Below are 20,126 nucleotides of genomic sequence, written 5' to 3' on the forward strand. Positions count from 1 at the left end.
TGTACGTCGCTTTCCGGAGGGTGGTTCCGGGGTGCGGGTAAGGACTAACCTGCGGGCATGACCCCTGACAACGAGGTTCGCTTTCGCGCCTGCCTGGACGATGTCGCGGCTTACAAGCCGGGTCGTCCGCCGGAGCGCTCCGACGGTCGCCCGACGTACAAACTGTCCAGCAACGAGAACCCGTACCCGCCGCTTCCGGGTGTGCTGGCCGCCGCGACCGAGGCCGCCGCGCAGATGAACCGGTACCCGGACATGGGTGCCGTCGACCTGCTCGAGGCGCTGTCGGACCGGTTCGGCGTACCGGTGAGCGACCTCGCGGTCGGGACCGGGTCGGTCGCGCTGCTGTACCACTTGCTGCAGGCGACAGTCGCCGAGGGCGACGAGGTCGTCTACGCATGGCGCTCGTTCGAGGCGTACCCGATCGCGGTCCAGCTGACCGGCGCGACGTCGGTCAAGGTGCCGCTGACCGCCGAGGCCCGCCACGACTTCAAGGCGATGGAGGCCGCGATCACCGACCGCACCAAGGTCGTGCTGGTCTGTACGCCGAACAACCCGACCGGCCCGGTGGTACGACGCGACGAGCTGCTCGCGTTCCTCGACGCCGTACCGTCGAACGTGCTGGTCGTGATCGACGAGGCGTACCGCGAGTTCGTCCGGGAGACCGACGTCGTGGACGGGGTCGAGCTGTACCGTGACCGGCCGAACGTGCTGGTCCTGCGGACGTTCTCGAAGGCGTACGGGCTGGCCGGGTTCCGGGTCGGGTACGCGATCGGTCACCCGGCCGTCGTCGGGGCGATCCGGAAGTGCGCGCTCCCGTTCGGCGTCAGCTACGTGGCCCAGGCGGCGGCGATCGCGTCCCTCGGCGTCGAGGAGGAGCTGTTGGAGCGGGTCGACGCCCTGGTCGAGGAGCGTCAGCGGGTCGTCTCCGCGCTCCAGGCCGCCGGCTGGGACGTCCCGGAGTCGCAGACGAACTTCGTCTGGCTCGAGCTCGGCGAGGACACCGTCCGGTTCGCCGAGGCTGTCCAGGCCGAAGGTGTCTCGGTCCGCCCGTTCCCCGGCGAAGGCGTCCGCGTCACGATCGGCGAACGCGAGGCCAACGACCTGTTCCTGAACGTCGCCCGCACCTGGCGCCAGTGACCGTCGGCGGACGGGGTTCCTGCCGGTGAGCGCTCTCGTTTGGATCTCGGGTGCTTCGGCCGGGATCGGCGCGGCGCTCGCCGCGACGGTGCCGTTCCGGGATGCCCGCGTCGTGGACATCTCACGCCGCGGCGGTACGCCGGAACACTTCAAGGCGGACCTCGCGGATCCCGCCGACTGGTCCCGCGTCGCGGAGCACTTCACGGACGAGCTGTCGACGTACGACGGTGACCGCGTCGTCTTCATCCACAACGCCGGCACGATCACCCCGATCGGCCCAGCGGCTGGAGCAGATCCCGACGACTACACCCGAGCGGTCCTGCTGAACTCCGCAGCGCCCCAGGTCCTCGGGGCCGCGTTCCTCCGGGCGTCCGCGCACCTCACGTGCGAGCGCCATCTGGTGATGCTCTCCTCCGGTGCCGCAACAACGGCGTACTCCGGCTGGTCGTCGTACAACGCCGGCAAGGCCGCCGTAGAGCACTGGGTCCGCACCGTAGGTCAGGAACAACCCACCGACGGCTGCCGAATCCTCGCCGTAGCCCCGGGCGTAGTAGACACCGCCATGCAATCCGAAATCCGATCCACCCCCGAAGCAGACTTCCCCGCCGTAGCTCGCTTCCACACCCTCAAAGCCACCGGCTCCCTCACCACCCCCGAGGCAGCAGCCACCGGCATCTGGTCCCTCCTGCACCGGGATCTCCCCAACGGCACCTGCACAGACCTCCGAACCCTCTGAGGCCAGGCACAAAGGAGCGGCGCCGGGAGGAGTGAGGCTTGCTCCCGGCGCCGCTTGTGTTGCTCCGAATCAGTCAATCCACCGAGGTGACTGGTTCGGGTCCCGCATCACTGACCAGGGAGGGTCAGTTGTTCTGCTCGTTGCTCTGCTCGCAGGTCTTGAGCGAGTCGACGGAGTTGCCGTCGTTGTCCAGGCCCAGGATGCCGGTCGGGTTCGACAGCGGGACAGTGCCGCCGATGCCCGTGATGTCGACCTGGTTGTGGCAGACCTGCCACGGACCGACCTTGTTGTCGGACACGGACACGACACCGTTGCCGTCGGCCTTGTACCACTTACGGTTCTGCTCGTTCTCCTGCTCGCAGGTCTTGACGGCGGTCACGCTGTTGCCGTCGTTGCCCCAGCCGATGATGCCGGTGATGTCGTTGGCCGGCACGGTGCCGCCGATGCCGGTGCCGGCACCGAGGTTGTGGCAGGCCTGGAACGCGCCGAGGTCGTTGCGGTCGATGGCGACCAGCGAGCCGTCCTTGTGCATGCCCCACCAGCGGGCGTGGCCGCCGTCGTAGCCCTTGCTGGCCGAGGAGACCGCGTCGGCCAGGCCGGTGACCTGAGCCTTCTGCTGGGCGTCGTCGAGAACGTTGGCGCTCACGACGGTGGCCAGACCGAGGGTGGCGACAGTCGCCACCGCTGCAGCGGCGACGATCTTACGAGTTACCTGCATTATGCCAGGTTTCCTTTCGGGTTTTGACGGATTCGTCTTAGTGCTAACGACACCTGGCACAGGCGGTTACAAACTTTTTCGTCAACTATTTTCCGGGTACGGACATGCATAGTAGTCCGGTGATGAGTTCCCTGACGGAGCAGCAAACCTCGTGCTGACCAGGCAACTTGCCGGTGACGGTAGTGAGTGGAAGTTGATACGGAAGGTCCCGTAACCGAGCTCCCGGTACGTCGTTGAGTCAGCGCGGGTGACGGAAGCCCGGCGAATCGGAAGATTGTTTCGGTGGGCTCGGTGGCTGCCGAATTGGCAATAGCACGATTCGTCGGAATATGTTGGAACCATTGCCGGAGATTCGTGCCGTGTTTTTCGGGGCACGGCGCGACCGGCAGCCAGACCCGCTGCCGCGCGCATCGGCAGCGGTGGGAGACCCGGGTCCCTTGGGCCCGGGTCTTTCCTTTTCGTACGGGCGCTACGAGCGCCGGCGCTCCGAGGTGACCACGAGCGCAACGCCGACGATGATCACCGCGCCGCCGAGCAGGATCTGCCAGGTCAGGCTCTCGCTCAGGATCAGCCAGCCGAGGAACACCGCGACCGCCGGATTCACGTACGCGTAGGTGCCCACCAGCGAGATCGGCGCGTTCGCCAGCAGATACGAGTACGCCGTGTATGCGAGCAGCGACCCGAACACCACCAGGTACGCGAGTGCGATCCACCCGGATCCCTGGATCCGGTCCAGGTGCAGTCGCCCCGGCTCTCCTCGCAGTACGCCGAGCAGCACCATCGCCGTACCGCCGAAGACCATTTCGTAGAGCGCTGTCACCAGGGGATCCCGCGGCAGCCCGAGCTGCGGCGCGTACCGCGAGCCGGTCGCCCAGCAGATCGTGCCGACCACCAGGATCGCCACCGACAGCGGCTTCGCGCTCGTGTTACCACCTGACAACGCGAGCAGCGCCGCGCCGCCGAACCCGATCAGTACGCCGACCCACGTCATCGCCCGCGGCCGCTCGCCGCCGCCGACGCGCAGCAGCATCAGCCACAACGGGATCGCGGCGACCAGCAACGCGGCCAGCCCGGACGGCACCGTCTGCTCCGCGATCGCCACCGCCCCGTTGCCGAAGGCAAGGAGCAGGACCCCGACCGTGGCCGCGCCGATGGCCTCGCGGCGGGTGATCCGCAGCCGCTGCCAGCCCGACTTAACAGCCAGGCCGGCGGCCATCAGCAACGCGGCGGTGAGGAAGCGGGTGGCCATCCCGAGCATCGGCGGGATGTCCGCCTCCACCACGACCCGGATCGCCAGGTACGTCGAACCCCACACGACGTACACGACGGCGAGGGCGGTCCAGATCATCGCGCCGGAGGCCGTCCGGGAACCGGACTCGACCACTTCGGCGGGAGCGGACGCGGCCATCGGAACCTCCTCGGAAAGGGTGTCAGGGGTGTTTTGCAAGAACGATGCTTACGCTATGGCTCGCGACGGCTCCCCGCAAGGCGGTATCCGGCCACCGATCCACGGATTCCCGCCAGTTCGGCGTACGTCGAGACCCATTTGTGACACTTGATGTCGAGATGCCAGATCTCTGTAATATGAGCGTGCCGATAGGACCAGTGGATGGACTGGTGTCTCACCGGAGGACCGATTTCGGTACCGCCGTACCCGCCGGAGTCCAGACAGTTAGCGAATCAGGCACCTCGTCGGTACGGTGTCCGGCAAGATGGGAGTGAGACCAGTGAGGAGGTCCACTGCCAGCAGTGCATCAACCCCTGGAATCACGCGGACCAGCCTGCGAAAGCCTCATCCGGCGCACCGGGCCGGCCCCGTGCAACGTTGCGGTCGCGGCGATCCCGCGCTCGAACCCGAGGAGTGCATGTGAGTGAGTCGGTGCCGGGCCCTGCCCCGGAAGTGTTCGCGCCCCACAAGGCGCCGGTCAGTCCGCCCCAGGCCTCCGAGGAGGTCGAGTTCGTCCAGCTCCTGACGCCCGAAGGCGAGCGCGTCGAGCATCCGGACTACACGTTCGACCTGGACGACGAGACGATCAAGGGCTTCTACCGGGACATGGTCCTGGTCCGCCGGATCGACACCGAGGCGACCGCCCTGCAACGCCAGGGTGAGCTCGGGCTGTGGGCGTCGCTGCTCGGCCAGGAGGCCGCGCAGATCGGCTCCGGCCGGGCTCTGAACAAGAAGGACATGGTCTTCCCGACGTACCGCGAGCACGGTGTCGCGTTCTGTCAGGGGGTCAACCCGCTGAACCTGCTCGGCCTGTTCCGCGGCGTCGACCAGGGTGCCTGGGACCCGAAGGACAACAACTTCCACCTCTACACGATCGTGATCGGCGCGCAGACGCTGCACGCGACCGGGTACGCGATGGGCCAGCAGCGCGACCACGCGATCGGTGACGCCGAGAACGGCGAGGCCACGATCGCCTACTTCGGCGACGGCGCCAGCAGCCAGGGTGACGTCAACGAGGCGTTCATCTGGGCCTCGGTGTTCAACGCGCCGGTGGTCTTCTTCTGCCAGAACAACCAGTGGGCGATCTCGGAGCCGATCGACCGGCAGACCCGGATCCCGCTGTACCAGCGCGCCGCCGGCTTCGGCTTCCCCGGAGTCCGCGTCGACGGCAACGACGTACTCGCGACGTACGCCGTCACCCAGCAGGCCCTGAAGCGGGCCCGCGAGGGCAGTGGCCCGACGCTGATCGAGGCGTACACGTACCGGATGGGCGCGCACACCACGTCCGACGACCCGACGAAGTACCGGCTCAACGAGGACCTCGAGCACTGGAAGCTCAAGGACCCGATCGAGCGCGTACACGCGTACCTGAGCCGGCACGCCGCCGTCGACCACGACTTCTTCGACGAGGTCGAGGCCGAGGGGAACAAGATCGCCGCCGAACTGCGGGCCGGCTGCCTCGCGCTGCCGGACCCGGTGCTCACCGACTTCTTCCAGAACGTGTACGTCGAGGAGACGCCGCAACTGGCCGAGCAGCGGGACCAGTTCATTGCGTACGCCGCTTCGTTCGAAGGCGAGGGCTGAGCGATGACCAAGATCACTCTCGGCAAGGCCATCAACGCCGGACTCCGGGCCTCGATGGAGAAGGACCCGAAGGTCGTCGTGATGGGCGAGGACATCGGCAAGCTCGGCGGCGTGTTCCGGGTCACCGAAGGACTGCAGAAGGACTTCGGCGAGGATCGGGTGATCGACACCCCGCTCGCCGAGTCCGGGATCATCGGCACCGCGGTCGGCCTCGCGCTGCGCGGGTACCGGCCGGTCTGCGAGATCCAGTTCGACGGCTTCGTGTTCCCGGCGTACGACCAGATCATCAACCAGGTCGCGAAGATGCACTACCGGTCGATGGGCAAGATCACCATGCCGATCGTCATCCGGATCCCGTACGGCGGCGGTATCGGCGCGGTCGAGCACCACTCGGAGTCGCCGGAGACGCTGTTCGCGCACGTGCCGGGCCTCAAGGTGATCTCCTGCGGCGACCCGGTCGACGCGTACTGGATGATCCAGCAGGCGATCACGTCCGACGACCCGATCGTGTTCTTCGAGCCGAAGCGCCGGTACCACGAGAAGGCCGAGCTGGACGAGTCCGTGCCGCCGATGCCGCTGCACAAGGCGAAGGTGCTCCGGGAGGGCACCGACGCGACGCTGCTCTGCTACGGCCCGATGGTGAAGACCTGTCTGCAGGCGGCCGAGGCCGCGGTCGAGGACGGCCGCAACCTGGAGGTCATCGACCTGCGGACGATCGCGCCGTTCGACCTGGCGACGATCTTCGCCTCCGTCAAGAAGACGCGGCGTGCGGTTGTCGTGCACGAGGCGCCGTACTCGTTCGGTCCGGGGTCGGAGATCGCGGCGCGGGTGACCGAGGAGTGCTTCTACCACCTCGAGGCACCGGTGCTGCGTATCACCGGATACGACACCCCGTACCCGCCGTCGCGGATGGAGGACGACTACCTTCCGGACCTCGACCGGGTGCTGGACGGCGTCGACAAGGTGATGGGGTACTGATGGGCATCCAGCAGTTCCGCCTCCCCGACGTCGGCGAAGGACTCGTCGAGGCCGAGATCGTCAGCTGGAAGGTCAAGCCCGGCGACACGGTCAAGCTCAACGACACCGTCGTCGAGATCGAGACCTCGAAGTCGCTGGTCGAGCTCCCGGTTCCGTTCGCCGGCGTGGTCACCGAGTTGCTCGTGCCGGAGGGCGAGACGGTCCCGGTCGGTACGCCGATCATCTCGGTGCAGACCGAGTCCGCCGAAGCCCTCGCCGACGACATGGTTCCGACGATCCCGGAGCCCGAGGAGACCGGCGGCCGCACCGCGGTCCTGGTCGGCTACGGGCCGAAGACCACCGACGCCAAACGCCGCCAACGCAAGCCCGCAGCCTCCGCCGGCCCGACTCCGGCTGCCGCGGTAGCTGCGGTGCCCGCGGCTGCCCCGGTAGCTCCGGTTCCCGCGGCTGCCCCGGTTGCCCCGCCCGCACCGGCGGCGGTCCCCGCTCCGGCGCCGGTTGCTGGGGGCAACGGGTCTGTTCACGTGTTGGCGAAGCCGCCGGTGCGGAAGCTCGCCAAGGATCTGGGGATCGATCTGGCTGTGGTGCCGGCGACCGGCCCAGGTGGAGTGATCACACGGGCCGACGTCGAGGGTTACGCGGCGGCGCCTGCGGTTGCGGACGTTCCGGCGTACGAGCCTGCTCCGGTTGTCAGCGGCCGCGAAGACACCCGCGTCCCGGTCAAGGGTGTGCAGAAGGCGATGGCGCAGGCGATGGTTGCCAGTGCGTTCACCGCGCCGCATGTGACCGAGTGGATCACCGTCGACGTCAGCGCCACCATGGAACTGGTCGAGCGGCTGAAGTCCGACAGGGCGTTCAAGGATCTGCGCGTCTCGCCGTTGCTGATCGTCGCGAAGGCGGTCACGCTGGCGGCCCGGCGTACGCCGATCATCAACGCGGCCTGGGACGAGCAGGCGCAGGAGATCGTCTACAAGGGCGCGGTCAACCTCGGCATCGCCGCGGCCACCCCGCGCGGGCTGATCGTCCCGAACATCAAGGGCGCCGACTCGCTCACCCTGCCCGACCTGTGCCGGGCGCTGAACGACCTGGTCGCCACCGCCCGCGAGGGCAAGACCCAGCCGGCGGACCAGGCCGGTGGATCGTTCACGATCACCAACGTCGGCGTGTTCGGCGTCGACGCCGGTACGCCGATCATCAATCCGGGCGAGGCCGCGATCCTCGCCTTCGGCGCGGTCCGCAAGCAGCCGTGGGTGGTGGACGACGAGATCGTCCCGCGCTGGATCACCACGCTCGCGCTGTCCTTCGACCACCGCCTCATCGACGGCGAGAAGGGCTCCACCTTCCTCGCCGACGTCGCCGGCATCCTCGAGGACCCGGCCCGCGCCCTGATGTTCTGACCGCCGGCAGGCCCGGGTGCATCCGCCCGGGCCTGCTATCCCCAGGGATCCTCTGAACGCCAGCGCCGGCCCGCCATGGACGGCCGCTCGCGCCGACCCACTGTCATCGAGTGGAAGGCGGCACGCCAGCTTCGCGGCGGTTGGTGGAGCGTTCGCAGTACGTCGTCTGCCAGCCGCTCGGGCGCTTGATCGCCGATCGGGAACCGCAGGAAGACCTGGAACTGCTCGTCTTTCACGAACAGCGCTACCAGGAACTTCCGCGGGTCCTGATGATCGACCGCCGCCCAGCTGAGCTCCATACCTGCTGGGATGAAGCGCTCGCGATCGACCGCCTCGATCACCAACCGCGCCGCGGTGTCCGCCGGCCGCTGCCAGCTCCGGTCGTTGCCGATCCGTTCGACTTCGGCGTCGTACTGCGCGGCGTCGAAGGACACCCCGTGACCCAGCGGCGGGTCGACGTACCAATCCCAATGGACGGCCATGCCCAAACGCGTGATCCGGGCCTCGGTCGAGCCGCAACCCGATTCGCCGCAGGTGCAGCGAGCGACCACGACGTGGCGCGGCTCGGTGGTCGCAACGAGCTGGTTGGTGGGGACGAAGAGGTTGAACGGGTGCATGCCCATTCCGGCGCCCGCCTCGGTGATCTCCAGGTCGTTGACGTGGATCAGCACCTCGCTCGGCGTGATTTCGAGGCGCAGCGTGTCGGTGGGAAGGCGGGCGTACCTCGTACCGCCGATGTGCTGACCGGGCGACGCTTCGGGGCGCGGGACCGAGAGTTCGTCGAGCGCGTCGAGCAGGAGCCGGCGAAGTTTTCTGATCCGGTCCGACTGCGACGCGGCGGCGAGTTCTCGCAGTCCGGGGGAGTCGAGGCCGTCTGTGAGGGCATGGGTTGCGGTCTCGATCAGGCGGGTGGAGTTGGCCCAGTACGGGTCCGCGGAGCAACGGGCGGCCGCGTCGTACAAGCGCTCCGTAGGCGAGGTCTCCACCAGACCATGATGAGGGTTGCCCGCTCGTGGCGACCGGCTCTTCGCGGCCGAGTGCTGCAAGCTCGACAGGTAGTGCACCGGCGAGACGCTGTACGCACGGACGCATTCACGCTCAGGTGCACTACCCGGCCGGGTGACACATCCTGTCGAGCTGCAGATCACACCGAGCCTAATCCGCCTGACTGTGTCGGCGGGACGGTGAGAGGGTGGTGCGGTGCTGGTGATCTTGGTGGTGCTTGGGGCGGCGGTTCTGCATGCAACGTGGAACGCGATGGCCCATGGGGCACCGGATCGGGTCGCTGGGTTGGCGTTGTTCGAGCTTGCGGCGGGGGTGATCGGGCTCGTCGCGGTGCTGGTGATGGGGCTGCCGCCCGCCGGGACGTGGTGGTACATCATCGCGTCCGCGTTGCTGCACCTCGCGTATCTCGGTGGGCTGCTGGCGTCGTACCAGCTGGGTCAGTTCAGCCAGATGTACCCGTTGGCCCGCGGTATGTCGCCATGGGTCGTGGCCGTGGTGTCCATCGTCGTACTGCACCAGACCCTGGCCGTACTCGAGTTGGCCGGCGTACTGCTCGTGTCGGCCGGCCTGATCGCGCTCGTGTTCATCGGCCGCCCGGGGCGCGGTCAGGTCCCGGCGTTGTTCGCGGCGATCGGGACGGGGCTGATGATCGCGTCGTACACGGTCGTCGACGGGGTCGCCGTACACAAGATGCCGGTGGCGACGTACATGGGCTGGGTGTTCATGCTGCAAGGGTTCGCGGTGCCGTTGGCGGTTCTGTTCTGGCGCGGCCGGCAGGCGTTCAACCTGCCCCGCCCCGCGATCCTCTCCGGGCTGGCGGGCGGCGTCGTCTCGATGGCCGCGTACGGACTGGTCCTCTGGGCCCAGACCCGCGGCACCCTGGCCGCGATCGCCGCCCTCCGCGAAACCAGCATCATCTTCGGCGCCATCATCGGCGCAATCTTCTTCCACGAACGCTTCGGCCCCAAACGAGCCACCGCCGCAGCCGTAGTAGTCGCCGGCATCGTGTTGATCACCACCGGCTAACCGCTCCTCGCCCGCCGAGTCGTGGGAATTGGCTGAAGATTCGAGCCTCGATCCACGACTCGGCGATCGGGGTCGGAGCCAATCGCCACGACTCGACGACGGCCGGGTTTTACAGACAGGTGCGGTCGGTGCTTCGTGGATCGTCCACCCGCTGGCTGCGGTAGATCTGACCGTGCATCGCACTGTCGCGCCATGGTCGGGCCTTCTCGAACCACATGTCGAAGTCGGGCCGGGTCAGGTCGGCGTACACCACGCCTTCACCGCCGTCGACCTGCGCGAGGTAGCGACCGTCCGGACCGATCACGCCGGAGTTCATCAGGTGCGCTGTCTGCGAGGGCAACGCCATGGCGACCCAGTACGTGTTGATCGAGGCGTGGGCGCGCGCCTTGGCCTCGAAGACCTCGTCGACGGGATAGGCCGACAGCAGCAGGCAGTCGACGCCGAGTTCGCGGTACTGCGAGAACAGGTCGGGGAAATTGATCTCGATACAGATCGCGCACCCGAACCGGAACCCGTCGACCTCGAAGACAACCGGGTCGAACCCGGGACTGTAGAAGCTCGTGATCTCGGTGTGCGAGCAGAACCGCTTGTCGTAGCGATCGACGACCTTCCCCTCGTCCGAGATCACGTACAGGCTGTTGTGCGGCCGATGCGGTGGAGTCAGCGGGTGCGCTGATCCCAGTACGACCCAGATGCCCAGCTCGGCGGCCAGTACGGCGATCTGCTCGAGTTCGTCGCGGACCGCCGGCCAGTCGACGTCGCCCCAGTCCTGGATCTGTTCCTTGGCGTATCCGGACAGGAAACCTTCGGGGAACTGCACCAACCGAGCTCGCTCACTCGCGGCATCGCGCATCAGCCGCCGTACCGTGCCGCCGTTGTGGCGGATGTCCGCGGTGGCAGTCGTCTGAGCGACCGCGATGCGAAGGGATTGCTTGCTGTTCGTCACTTCGTCCTCCGTGCCCCGGCACACGGCTTCCCCAGCAACCACGTCCGAGACGGTAGGACCAGCGACAACGACCCGAGACCAAGGTCCCTTTGCCTTCACAACAGACCGCGCTGGGGACGATCAACGAAGGTTAGGCGCAGGCCGCGCCGCGACATATCGTGCCGCCTCTCCCGAACGCGCGTCAACCAAGACATCGTCAAGGACGACCGCTTGGCTAGCATCGACCCGTGGCAGTGACGGCGTCTGGGGTGTTCCGGCGGACCGCGATCGAGCGGGCAGATCAACGAGTCTCCTGGGAACGAACGGATCAGGCGTTCTTCTCGAGTGGGGCATGCCACGTGCTGGCTTGGGCGTGCAGGGATTTCTATCCCGATCAGGGGATCGACCTGGCGGCGCTGTACTTGGGTGATTTCGAGCATCCACTTCATGTGTACGCGAGGTGGGGCACGTGGGTGTTCGATGCGTCGGGTTGGAACCTCGAGTCCGAACTCCTGCAGGCCAACAGCGACTTCGAGGGCCTCCCCGTCCGTGAGGTGGAGACGATCAGAACTGACCTTCGGGAGTTCTGTGAAAAGCACGTCCATCGACAACCGCACCAGTACTGGGCAGATCCGACAGAACGCGCCCGCGCCTACGTGGCCCGATACAACCCACCCTGGCTCTAGGCGCCTTCGCTCGTGCCAGCCATGAACCACGTCGCCGACGGCTAGGGACATCGCCTCCGTGGTTCGTTCCTGATCCCAGGCGTCGACAAGTAGCCGCGTTCAGGCCACGAAGCTCGGATCGTCGTAGCCCATGTCGCGCATCTTCGCGGCCGAGAAGACGATCATGATCTCGTCGCCCGCCGTGAACGCACGTTCCATCGACGGATATTGCGGGCTCGCGGGCGCGAACCAGACAGGACCGGCGCTGAAGTCCAGGCGCAGAGCAGTAGGAATCTCGACGACACGAGCAGGCTCGACCACCTCGCCGCTCGCCAAGGTGGCTGGACCGAGTTCGATCCGCTCCCACGATGTCGTCGTCCGCAGTACAGGGGTGTCCAGGATGCCTGTCCAACGGGATATTCCATCGGGGCCGATTCGTTCCGGCCCGTCCTCTCCCAGAACAAGATGGCGTTCGATGGGTTCAGCGAAGACCTCGACGCCGTAGGCGTAGAAGGTGCTGGTCCATGTGACGGTCACGGGGCCGGCGTCCGTAGAAAGTTGCACACCCATGACGGCGTGATGCCAGTCGCCGTAATCCCACCGGGCCGGCTCGGGACCGTAGTTGTGGATGTCCCAATAGTCCACTGCGTGGATCCGAAGCCCTTCAAGCGCGTGCACCTTCCGATGAAAGGCGGCCCGCGCGTCGGCATCGTTGACTGTCACGAGCCCATGATCCCGAATCGCGGGCCGCCGGATAGACGAAACGCACCCTCATGCCGCCATCCGCGCTGTCTCGCGAGCGGAGAGATCACTGTGCGCGGGCTCCTACGGATCAGAAGGTGCGGGTTTGGCGGGCGGTAGCCCGCAACTCCGGCGCTAAGCCGGAGAGTGGGTGGGCGGCGCGTAGCGCTGCGACGGAGGAGCCGTGCGTAGCACCGGGTGGGCTGACCACGGTTCCCGGAAACCACATTGCCTGGGCAAACCACAGTTCCCGGGCAACCACGGTGTTGTGAGCGGGGGTCCCGGGCGGGGGACCCCCGCTCGGTTCAGGGGGTTACGGCGTCCAGGGCGTCGGCGATGCCTTCGCCGTAGAAGGCGTTGTTGGCGGTGGTGCCGGTGCAGCGGGGGTCGGGGGTGGTGGGGCAGGCGGTGTCGTCCGCTTCCTGGTGGAGGGCGCGCTCGATGTCGCGTGGGCCCCACCACGGGTGGGTGGACTTCATCAGGGCCGCGATGCCGGTGACGTGCGGCGACGCCATCGACGTACCGCTGAACTTGGCGTAGCCGCCGGGGACTGTGGACAGGATCGAGCTGCCGGGGGCGGCGACGTCGATCTTGTTCAGGCCGAAGTTGGAGAAGCTGCTCTTCACGCGCGCCTGCGTGGTGCTGGCGACGGTGATGACGCCTGGCAGTTCGGTGGGCATGTCGAGGCAGTCGTTGTTGATCGTCCGCGTGACGGCGGTCGAGTCGTTCGGGCTGTTGGCGTCCGTGGTCTTGTTGGACAGGTCGTAGTTCGAGTTACCCGCGGCCGCGACCGAGAGGGTGCCCTGGTCGGTCGCCCACGCGTACGCGCGCCGTACGGCTTCCTGCACCGCGCCCTGGTCCCCGTTGTCGTTGCACCAGAACTCGTACGGGTCGATGAAGTAGCTGTGGTTCGTGATGGCCATCCGGTGCTGGGCGGCCCACACGATCCCGCAGATCGAGTACTCCGGGTAGATGAAGCCGGCGTCGTTCACGACCTTGACGGACGCGATCCGTACGCCGGGTGCGACTCCGACGATCCCGACGCCGTTCCGGGCCGCGGCGACCGTGCCGGCCACGTGCGTGCCGTGCGCGCTGGTCGTCGGCCGCCAGGCGCCCGTGGTGGTGTCCGGTACGCCGTTGTTCACGCAGCTGACCGAGTCCGCCGCGTCGAAGTTCGGCGCGAGGTCGGGGTGGGTGTCGTCGACGCCGCTGTCGTTGATGCCGACCAGCACGTTCCGGGAGCCGTCGGTCACCGCGTGCGCCTGGTCCGCCTTGATCTGGACCATGTCCCACTGCTCGCCCTCGCGCGGGTCGGCGACCGGGGTCGCGTCGGCGAGGTCGTTCGAGTTCAGCCCGCCGGGGCCTTCGCTGACCGCGGCGGTCCGGGTGGCGCCGACCGACTGCACGTCACGCGAAACGCGGACGTCGGTCTTGAAGTCGGGGTTCGTCGACTGCGCGATCACCACGCCGAGCTGCCGGTACGAGACCAGGACGGTTCCGCCGGCCGCTTTTACCGCATCCTCGGTCTTCCGGACGTGACCGGGCGTGGCCTTCGTGTTCACCACGTAGTTCATCAGCGGGCCGGGAGCCGGGTCGGCTTGCGCCGTGGTCGCGGCACCCAGCGACACACACGCCAGGGCGATGGCGGAGAGGCCGGCCGCCAGTCGGCGGGGGCGAGACGTTCGGGACAAGATGCCTCCTCAGGGCTGACCGGGCGGACGGGCCCGGTATGCCGAGACCTTAGGACGGATTCGCCACAGACGGAGTCCTTCATCCACAACGCAGGGGAAACCCTGCATCACGGTGAGGTCCTGTCTGGTTCCCCACATCCTGTGGATCGGCCTGTGGATAACTCGTGGACAAGTTGGGGAATACCCGGCCTCAGCGGTGGATTAGGTTGTGTGTAAGATAGATACAACAGAGATACGAGCCGTATGGGTGGGAGTTCAGTGGTAGGCGGGGAGCCGGCGCAGGCGCCGGATGCGTTGATCTTGGGTGACGAGACCGCGGAGATCGCTCGCGTGGTCGTCGAGGCGGCGCCGGGGGTGGAGAAGATCCCCGCGGCCGAGCGCGTGTATGCGTACGTGAAGGCCGCGATCCTGGACCGCGTCTATCCCGGCGGCGAGCTGGTCACCGAGGGTGAGCTGGCGACCGCGGTCGGTGTTTCCCGTACGCCGGTACGCGAGGCGCTGCTCCGCCTCGAGGAGTCCGGCCTCGTCAAGCTGTACCCGAAGCGCGGCGCGCTCGTCCTGCCGGTGCTGCCGCAGGAGATCGACGACGTCCTCGAGGCCCGCGAGTTGATCGAGACGCACGCGGCCGCCAAGGTCTGGCCGCGGCGCAAGCGGCTGATCGAGACGCTGACCGAGCGCGTCGACGAGATGCGCGCGCACCGCAACGCCGGTGACGCGAAGAGCTTCCTGGAGGCCGATCGGGCCTTCCACGAGGCCATCGTCGATGCCGCGGGCAACCAAATCCTGGCGAAGCTCTACAACAGCCTGCGGGACCGTCAGGTCCGGATGGGCGTGCCCGGGATCGAGGTCCAGCCGGTGCGGATGGACAAGTCCATCACCGCGCACCAGGAGATGATCGACGCGCTCGGCGCCAACAGCGTCAAGCGCTTCCGTGAGCTCGTCATCGCCCACATTGCCGAAGCCGCGAGCGATCTGCGGGGCACTCGGTGACCGAACTCCTCTTCCCCCTGGGCGGACGGCGAGCCTGGGCGGTGTGGGCCACTGCTGTCCTGACGTACCTCGTGACCGTGCTGCACCGCGGCTCGATGAGCGTGGCCGGCCTCCAGGCCGCAGAACGCTTCGACATCTCCGCATCCGCTCTAGCGAGCTTCACCGTCGTACAGCTGACGGTGTACGCCGCCATGCAGGTCCCAGTCGGCGTACTACTCGACAGGTACGGCTCCAAGCGCCTCCTGATCACCGCGTCCGGACTGCTGTTCGTAGCGCAGTCGGCCTTCAGCCTGGTCGACTCGTACCCCGCTGCGCTCGCCGCACGCGCCGTACTGGGTGTCGGCGACGCACTGGTCTTCATCAGCGTGCTGCGCGTGGTCATGTCCTGGTTCCCCGCGCTACGGCAGCCTGTGATGTCGCAGGCGACAGGAATGCTCGGAGGTCTCGGAGCGATCATGTCGACCGTGCCGATGGCCGCTGCCTTCCACGCCTTCGGCTGGACGACCACGTTCGCCAGTGCGAGCGTGCTGAGCCTCCTGGCCGGTCTACTCGTCCTGTTCCTCATCAAGGACACGCCGTACGACGAACCGCTCCGCCGGGCCAAGCAGCCGCTGCGCGAGGTCAAGAAGAACCTGCGCCGTGCCTGGCAGGAGCCGGGTACGCGACTCGGTCTGTGGACCCACTTCACCACCAGCTTCTCCGGGAGCACGTTCGGACTGCTCTGGGGCTACCCGTTCCTCGTACAGGGCCAGGGACTCGCTCCGACGACCGCTGCGGCCATGCTGATCATTCCTGTGCTGGCTGGGCTCTGCTACGGCCCGCTGGTCGGGCGGTACGCCGCCAAGTTCCCGTTCTACCGCTCGTGGATCGTGCTGGCGGTGATCGCGGGCTCGGTCGTGATGTGGACCGTCGTACTGCTTTGGCCGGGTCGTGCGCCGCTGCCGGTGCTCCTCGCGCTCATCGTCGTACAGGCGGCCGGCGGACCGGGCTCGATGCTCGGTCTGGACTACGCGCGGACGTTCAACCCCACAACGCGGTTCGGTGCGGCCAACGGAATGGTCAACACCGGCGGGTTCATCGCCACCCTGATCTGCATCGGCATGGTCGGCGTACTGCTCGACGCGTCGTCAGGTGGTGCACCGCAGGCGATCGACGACTTCAAGTTCGCGCTGGCGTTCCAGTACGTGCTGTGGGCGATCGGCACCCGGCAGATCCTCAAGTACCGGCGGAAGGCCCGCGGCAACCTGGCACGGTACAACCCCGAGGCCTACCAGGCCCTGCTCGCCAACGAGATCGTCCCGCTCAAGGGCTGATACCAGCGCGCTGTCACGGCCTGACAGCCGAGTGCCAGAGCGGTGCCAGGCCTCCGCGGCACGGTAGTCCCAGTGAAGTGCGAAAGCTGGGAGGAACCGATGACCACAACGAACCAGGTCGCCATCGAGGCGGTCGGTCTGGTCAAGAAATATGGCAGTACGACCGCGCTTGCCGGCGTCGACCTGAGCGTGCCCACCGGCACGGTCCTCGGAGTCCTCGGCCCGAACGGCGCCGGCAAGACGACCGCGGTCCGCATCCTCGGCACGCTGCTCCGGCCGGACAGCGGCCAGGCCACCGTCGGCGGGTACGACGTCGTACGGGAGGCGGGCAAGGTCCGCAGCATCATCGGGCTGACCGGGCAGTACGCCTCTGTCGACGAGGACATGTCCGGCCGCCGCAACCTGATCATGATCGGCCGCCTGCTCGGCTACTCGCGACCGCAGGCCCGCGCCAAGGCGGACGAGCTGCTGGAGCGGTTCGAGCTGGTCGACGCCGGTGACCGGACCGCGAAGACGTACTCCGGCGGTATGCGTCGCCGCCTCGACCTCGCCTCGAGCCTGGTCGGCAACCCGAGCATCCTGTACCTCGACGAGCCCACGACCGGACTCGACCCGCATGCCCGCAACGGCGTCTGGGAAACGGTCCGCAACCTGGTGCTCGACGGCACCACGGTCCTGCTCACCACGCAGTACCTGGAAGAGGCCGACGCGCTGGCCGACTCGATCGTGGTGTTCGACAAGGGCTCCGTGGTCGCGAACGGGCGGCCCGCCGAGCTCAAGGCGCAGGCGGGCAAGCAGTCGCTGGACGTCCGGCCGGCCGAGCCGGCCCACCTCGAGCGGGTCGCCGCGATCGTCGCCGAGTCGACCGGGTCACGTCCGAACGTCGACGTGGTGAACACCCTCGTCAGCGTTCCGGTCAGTGACGGTTCGTCGATGCCGGTCGTCGTACGGCGGCTGGACGAGGCAGGGATCGCGGTGACCGAGCTGTCGCTGCGGCTGCCCAGCCTGGACGAGGTGTTCCTGGCGCTGACCGGGCACACCGCCGAAGAAAAGAAGTCCGACGGCGTCCTGGAAGGAGCGAGCCGATGAGCACCGCAACCCTTGAACCTGCTGCGCACCTGGGCCACCGCTCGCGGCCGTTCGCCTGGGTACAGCAGAGCCTGACACTCGCCTGGCGGAACATCGTCCGGATCCGGCAGAACCCGGAAGCCCTGGCGGACGTGACGTTCCAGCCGATCATCTTTCTGGCGCTGTTCCTGTTCGTCTTCGGAGGCGCGATCGCCGGGGGCGGCGGCTGGCGCGGCTACCTGCCGCAGTTGCTGCCCGGCCTGCTCGTGCAGACCGTGGTGTTCGCGACGATGGGCACCGGGGTCGGTCTGAACGACGACTTCGCCAAGGGCGTCTTCGACCGGTTCCGCAGCCTGCCGATCGCCCGGGTCTCGCCGCTGATCGGTGCCGTCCTCGGAGACGCGGTCCGCTACTCGCTGTCGATCGTGATCCTGATGACGAGCGGGTTCGTGCTCGGTTTCCGCTTCGACAACGGGGTCGGCAACGGCCTCCTGGGCATGCTGATCGTGCTGCTGTTCGCGCTGTCGATGTGCTGGATCTGGGTCTGGCTGGGCCTGGTCATGAAGACCGCCCAAGGCGTGCAGGGCATCGCCTTCCTGGTGATGTTCCCGCTGACCTTCGGCAGCAACATCTTCGTCCCGACCAGCACGCTGCCCGGTTTCCTGCAGGCCTTCACCAAGGTCAGCCCGATCACGTACCTGGTCGACACCGAGCGCGCCCTGATGGGCGGCGGTGCACTCCAGAAGCCGCTCTTGATCACGCTGGCCTGGATGGTCGGTCTGGTCGCGGTCTTCGCGCCCTTGGCGATCCGCGCCTACCGCCGCCGTACCTGAGGAAATTGTCGGTGGTGAGCGGCACAGTGGCCGGTATGACGACCAACTGGACGCTCACCATCGACTGCGCGGATCCGGCCCTCGTCGCGCGCTTCTGGTGTACGGCGCTCGGCTACACGGAGGCGGATCCGCCGCAAGGCTGGGACACCTGGGAGGACTGGCTCACCGATCTGAACGTCCCCAAGGACGAGTGGAACGACGGCGCCTCGATCTCGGACCTGAACGGCGTTCTGCCGAGCATCTCGTTCCTCAAGGTCCCCGAGCCCCGCACCGTCAAGAACCGCCTGCACCTGGACCTCCAGGTAGCAGGCGGCCGCGCCGTCCCCCAGCACCTGCGCGAACAACGCATCCGCGCCACCGCCGAAACCCTCATCGAAGCCGGCGCCACCCTCGTCCGCGAGATCCCCATGGAAAACTCCACCACCCTCGACCACCTGTGGATGCAGGACCCCGAAGGCAACGACTTCTGCGTCGTCTAGCGCGGAATGATGTCGGCGAAGGCCAGGGGTTGGCGGGTGCAGAGGTAGGTTGCCCAGTGCAACTTTGCGGGGGTGCCGGAGGGGTCGCGGGTGATGCGGAGGAGTTCGCCGGTTTCGCGGCCGGAGACGGTGCGGTAGGTGTCTTCGGAGAGGCGTTCGAAGACCGCGGGGGACTGGTACTCGGCGGCGGCCGGGGACTTGGCCTCGAGTACGCCGTTCTTCACCGAGAACACGAACGGGGAGCCTTCGGTGAACCAGGTGCCGAGGACGCCGGCGAGTTCGGCGGGGACCTCGGTGCCCGGAACCCAGGGCTCCGGCGGGAGCGGGTCGTCCTCGAGGACCTTGATGATCAGGTCGGTGGCCAGCGCGCTGGGCGCCGGCGACGACGTGGCGCCGAACAGCGCGATCCCCGCCGTACCGGACGAGCGGTCGACGAAGGTCGACGTGATGTGGCCGGGCATACCGCCGTCGTGGCCGACGAACAGCCGGTCGCCGCGGCGCAGCAGCATGAACCCGAGCCCGAACGCGAGCTGCCAACGGTCCACGTCGGCCATGATCTGCACCTGGCACATCTCGTCCAGCGTGTCCTTCGACAGCACCTCGTCGACCGGGTTCGCAATGAACATCGCCCACTTCGCCAGGTCCTCCGCGGTCGACGCGAGCCCGCCGCACGCGTCCATCGCGCCGATGTCGAGCAGCGGCTCCCGCACCGGTACGTCGGACCACGGCGGCACGTAGTACCCGGTCTGCGCGGGGCCGCCGTCCATCCCGACCGTCGTACGCCGCATCTCGAGCGGGTCCAGGATCCGCGCCTTCACCGCGTCGTACCAGGACCGCCCGTCGATCCGCGCGACGATCTCGCCGAGCAGTGAGAACACCAGGTTCGAGTAGTGGAAACGGTGGTGCGGTTTGCCGATCCGCTCTGCGGCGTTCCAGCCCGGCACCAGTTCCTCGCGGGACGGGAACTTCATCAGGTCCCACACGTCACCGACCGGCTCGCGCTGCATCCCGCTGGCGTGGCTGAGCATCTGCCGGACGGTGATGCCCTCGTGCTTGCTGTCACCGATCAGCTTCTCGATCGGGTCGTCGAGGCTGAGCTTGCCCTCGTCACGCAACGCCATGATCGTCACGGCGGTCAGCGTCTTGCTCTGCGACGCGATCAGGAACTGCGAGTCCGCGGTCGGCGGTACGCCGGGATCGTCCAGGTCGGCGGACCCGACCCCGGTCGACCAGGCGAGCGACCCGGCGCGGGCGACGGCGCCCACCACCCCGGGAACCCGGCCCTTGGCTTGACGTTCGGCGACGATGCGGGAGAGCGCGACCTGTGTCTGCGCGGCGATTTCAGTCACGGCTCCCGACCTTAAGCTCCGGAATGACAAAAGGCACGGGTGTT

At 67.6% G+C, this 20,126-nt stretch carries 19 protein-coding genes; 12 read left to right on the forward strand and 7 right to left on the reverse strand.

Annotated elements, in window-relative coordinates; translation table 11 throughout:
* The first annotated feature begins 57 nt into the window (after positions 1 to 57).
* Together hisC and EV647_RS37950 are read left to right on the forward strand one after the other, a co-directional pair.
* The gene (hisC, locus tag EV647_RS37945) at positions 58 to 1,137 is read left to right on the forward strand and encodes a histidinol-phosphate transaminase (protein WP_134011846.1); all 1,080 of its coding nucleotides are present in this window, start codon (positions 58 to 60) and stop codon (positions 1,135 to 1,137) included.
* Positions 1,138 to 1,162: 25 nt separating this feature from the next.
* A complete protein-coding gene (locus tag EV647_RS37950; RefSeq protein ID WP_166680529.1) occupies positions 1,163 to 1,873 on the forward strand; it encodes an SDR family NAD(P)-dependent oxidoreductase in 711 nt (236 codons plus the stop codon).
* Between the two features lie 124 nt (positions 1,874 to 1,997).
* Here EV647_RS37950 and EV647_RS37955 read toward each other — a convergent pair whose 3' ends face one another.
* The gene (locus tag EV647_RS37955) at positions 1,998 to 2,591 is read right to left on the reverse strand and encodes a hypothetical protein (protein WP_134011850.1); all 594 of its coding nucleotides are present in this window, start codon (positions 2,589 to 2,591) and stop codon (positions 1,998 to 2,000) included.
* A gap of 469 nt (positions 2,592 to 3,060) precedes the next feature.
* On the reverse strand, positions 3,061 to 3,999 hold the full coding sequence (locus EV647_RS37960) for an EamA family transporter (protein ID WP_134011852.1): 939 nt from the start codon (positions 3,997 to 3,999) through the stop codon (positions 3,061 to 3,063).
* Positions 4,000 to 4,458: 459 nt separating this feature from the next.
* Between EV647_RS37960 and pdhA the strand changes: the two genes are divergently transcribed.
* Genes pdhA through EV647_RS37975 form a run of 3 tightly spaced genes read left to right on the forward strand, consistent with a single transcriptional unit; the run spans position 4,459 to position 7,997 of the window.
* Positions 4,459 to 5,622, forward strand: coding sequence for a pyruvate dehydrogenase (acetyl-transferring) E1 component subunit alpha (pdhA, locus tag EV647_RS37965; protein ID WP_134011854.1), 1,164 nt, complete (start codon positions 4,459 to 4,461; stop codon positions 5,620 to 5,622).
* 3 nt (positions 5,623 to 5,625) lie between these two features.
* Positions 5,626 to 6,600: an alpha-ketoacid dehydrogenase subunit beta gene (locus tag EV647_RS37970; RefSeq protein WP_134011856.1), complete on the forward strand. Its 975-nt coding sequence runs from the start codon at positions 5,626 to 5,628 to the stop codon at positions 6,598 to 6,600.
* Positions 6,600 to 7,997: a dihydrolipoamide acetyltransferase family protein gene (locus tag EV647_RS37975; RefSeq protein WP_202876456.1), complete on the forward strand. Its 1,398-nt coding sequence runs from the start codon at positions 6,600 to 6,602 to the stop codon at positions 7,995 to 7,997. Before EV647_RS37970 ends, EV647_RS37975 begins: the two co-directional genes overlap by 1 nt.
* 35 nt (positions 7,998 to 8,032) lie before the next feature.
* Here EV647_RS37975 and EV647_RS37980 read toward each other — a convergent pair whose 3' ends face one another.
* Entirely contained in the window at positions 8,033 to 8,983 is a 951-nt protein-coding gene (locus EV647_RS37980; RefSeq protein WP_134011858.1) for a hypothetical protein, read from the reverse strand.
* Positions 8,984 to 9,197: 214 nt separating this feature from the next.
* Between EV647_RS37980 and EV647_RS37985 the strand changes: the two genes are divergently transcribed.
* Complete coding sequence (locus tag EV647_RS37985; protein ID WP_202876457.1) at positions 9,198 to 10,028, forward strand: EamA family transporter; 831 nt, start codon at positions 9,198 to 9,200, stop codon at positions 10,026 to 10,028.
* Positions 10,029 to 10,137: 109 nt separating this feature from the next.
* On the opposite strand, the gene EV647_RS37990 is transcribed toward EV647_RS37985, so the two are convergent.
* Positions 10,138 to 10,974 (reverse strand): carbon-nitrogen hydrolase family protein, encoded by an 837-nt coding sequence (locus tag EV647_RS37990; protein ID WP_134011860.1) that lies wholly within the window; start codon positions 10,972 to 10,974, stop codon positions 10,138 to 10,140.
* Positions 10,975 to 11,201: 227 nt separating this feature from the next.
* Here EV647_RS37990 and EV647_RS37995 point away from each other — a divergent pair, with 227 nt between their 5' ends.
* On the forward strand, positions 11,202 to 11,639 hold the full coding sequence (locus tag EV647_RS37995) for a hypothetical protein (RefSeq protein ID WP_134011862.1): 438 nt from the start codon (positions 11,202 to 11,204) through the stop codon (positions 11,637 to 11,639).
* 99 nt (positions 11,640 to 11,738) lie between these two features.
* On the opposite strand, the gene EV647_RS38000 is transcribed toward EV647_RS37995, so the two are convergent.
* Positions 11,739 to 12,341 carry a hypothetical protein gene (locus EV647_RS38000; protein ID WP_134011864.1) on the reverse strand — a complete coding sequence of 201 codons (603 nt, stop codon included), beginning with the start codon at positions 12,339 to 12,341 and terminating at the stop codon, positions 11,739 to 11,741.
* Positions 12,342 to 12,664: 323 nt separating this feature from the next.
* Complete coding sequence (locus EV647_RS38005; protein WP_134011866.1) at positions 12,665 to 14,050, reverse strand: S8 family serine peptidase; 1,386 nt, start codon at positions 14,048 to 14,050, stop codon at positions 12,665 to 12,667.
* A gap of 258 nt (positions 14,051 to 14,308) precedes the next feature.
* Here EV647_RS38005 and EV647_RS38010 point away from each other — a divergent pair, with 258 nt between their 5' ends.
* The 5 genes from EV647_RS38010 to EV647_RS38030 all read left to right on the forward strand — a co-directional run bounded on the left by EV647_RS38010 (position 14,309) and on the right by EV647_RS38030 (position 18,733).
* Positions 14,309 to 15,040, forward strand: a complete 732-nt coding sequence (locus EV647_RS38010) for a GntR family transcriptional regulator (RefSeq protein ID WP_238177599.1) — start codon at positions 14,309 to 14,311, stop codon at positions 15,038 to 15,040.
* Positions 15,037 to 16,353 carry a nitrate/nitrite transporter gene (locus EV647_RS38015; RefSeq protein WP_134011870.1) on the forward strand — a complete coding sequence of 439 codons (1,317 nt, stop codon included), beginning with the start codon at positions 15,037 to 15,039 and terminating at the stop codon, positions 16,351 to 16,353. Before EV647_RS38010 ends, EV647_RS38015 begins: the two co-directional genes overlap by 4 nt.
* Before the next feature lie 99 nt (positions 16,354 to 16,452).
* Positions 16,453 to 17,442, forward strand: coding sequence for an ATP-binding cassette domain-containing protein (locus EV647_RS38020; protein ID WP_134011872.1), 990 nt, complete (start codon positions 16,453 to 16,455; stop codon positions 17,440 to 17,442).
* Entirely contained in the window at positions 17,439 to 18,254 is an 816-nt protein-coding gene (locus EV647_RS38025) for an ABC transporter permease (RefSeq protein WP_134011874.1), read from the forward strand. The genes EV647_RS38020 and EV647_RS38025 overlap by 4 nt, the downstream gene beginning before the upstream one ends.
* Before the next feature lie 35 nt (positions 18,255 to 18,289).
* Positions 18,290 to 18,733 (forward strand): VOC family protein, encoded by a 444-nt coding sequence (locus tag EV647_RS38030; protein WP_134011876.1) that lies wholly within the window; start codon positions 18,290 to 18,292, stop codon positions 18,731 to 18,733.
* On the opposite strand, the gene EV647_RS38035 is transcribed toward EV647_RS38030, so the two are convergent.
* Positions 18,730 to 20,082, reverse strand: coding sequence for a serine hydrolase (locus EV647_RS38035; protein WP_134011878.1), 1,353 nt, complete (start codon positions 20,080 to 20,082; stop codon positions 18,730 to 18,732). The two genes, EV647_RS38030 and EV647_RS38035, sit on opposite strands and share 4 nt — an antisense overlap.
* Positions 20,083 to 20,126: the final 44 nt, after the last annotated feature.

Source organism: Kribbella sp. VKM Ac-2566, from assembly GCF_004366005.1.
GTDB classification, from domain to species: domain Bacteria; phylum Actinomycetota; class Actinomycetes; order Propionibacteriales; family Kribbellaceae; genus Kribbella; species Kribbella pratensis.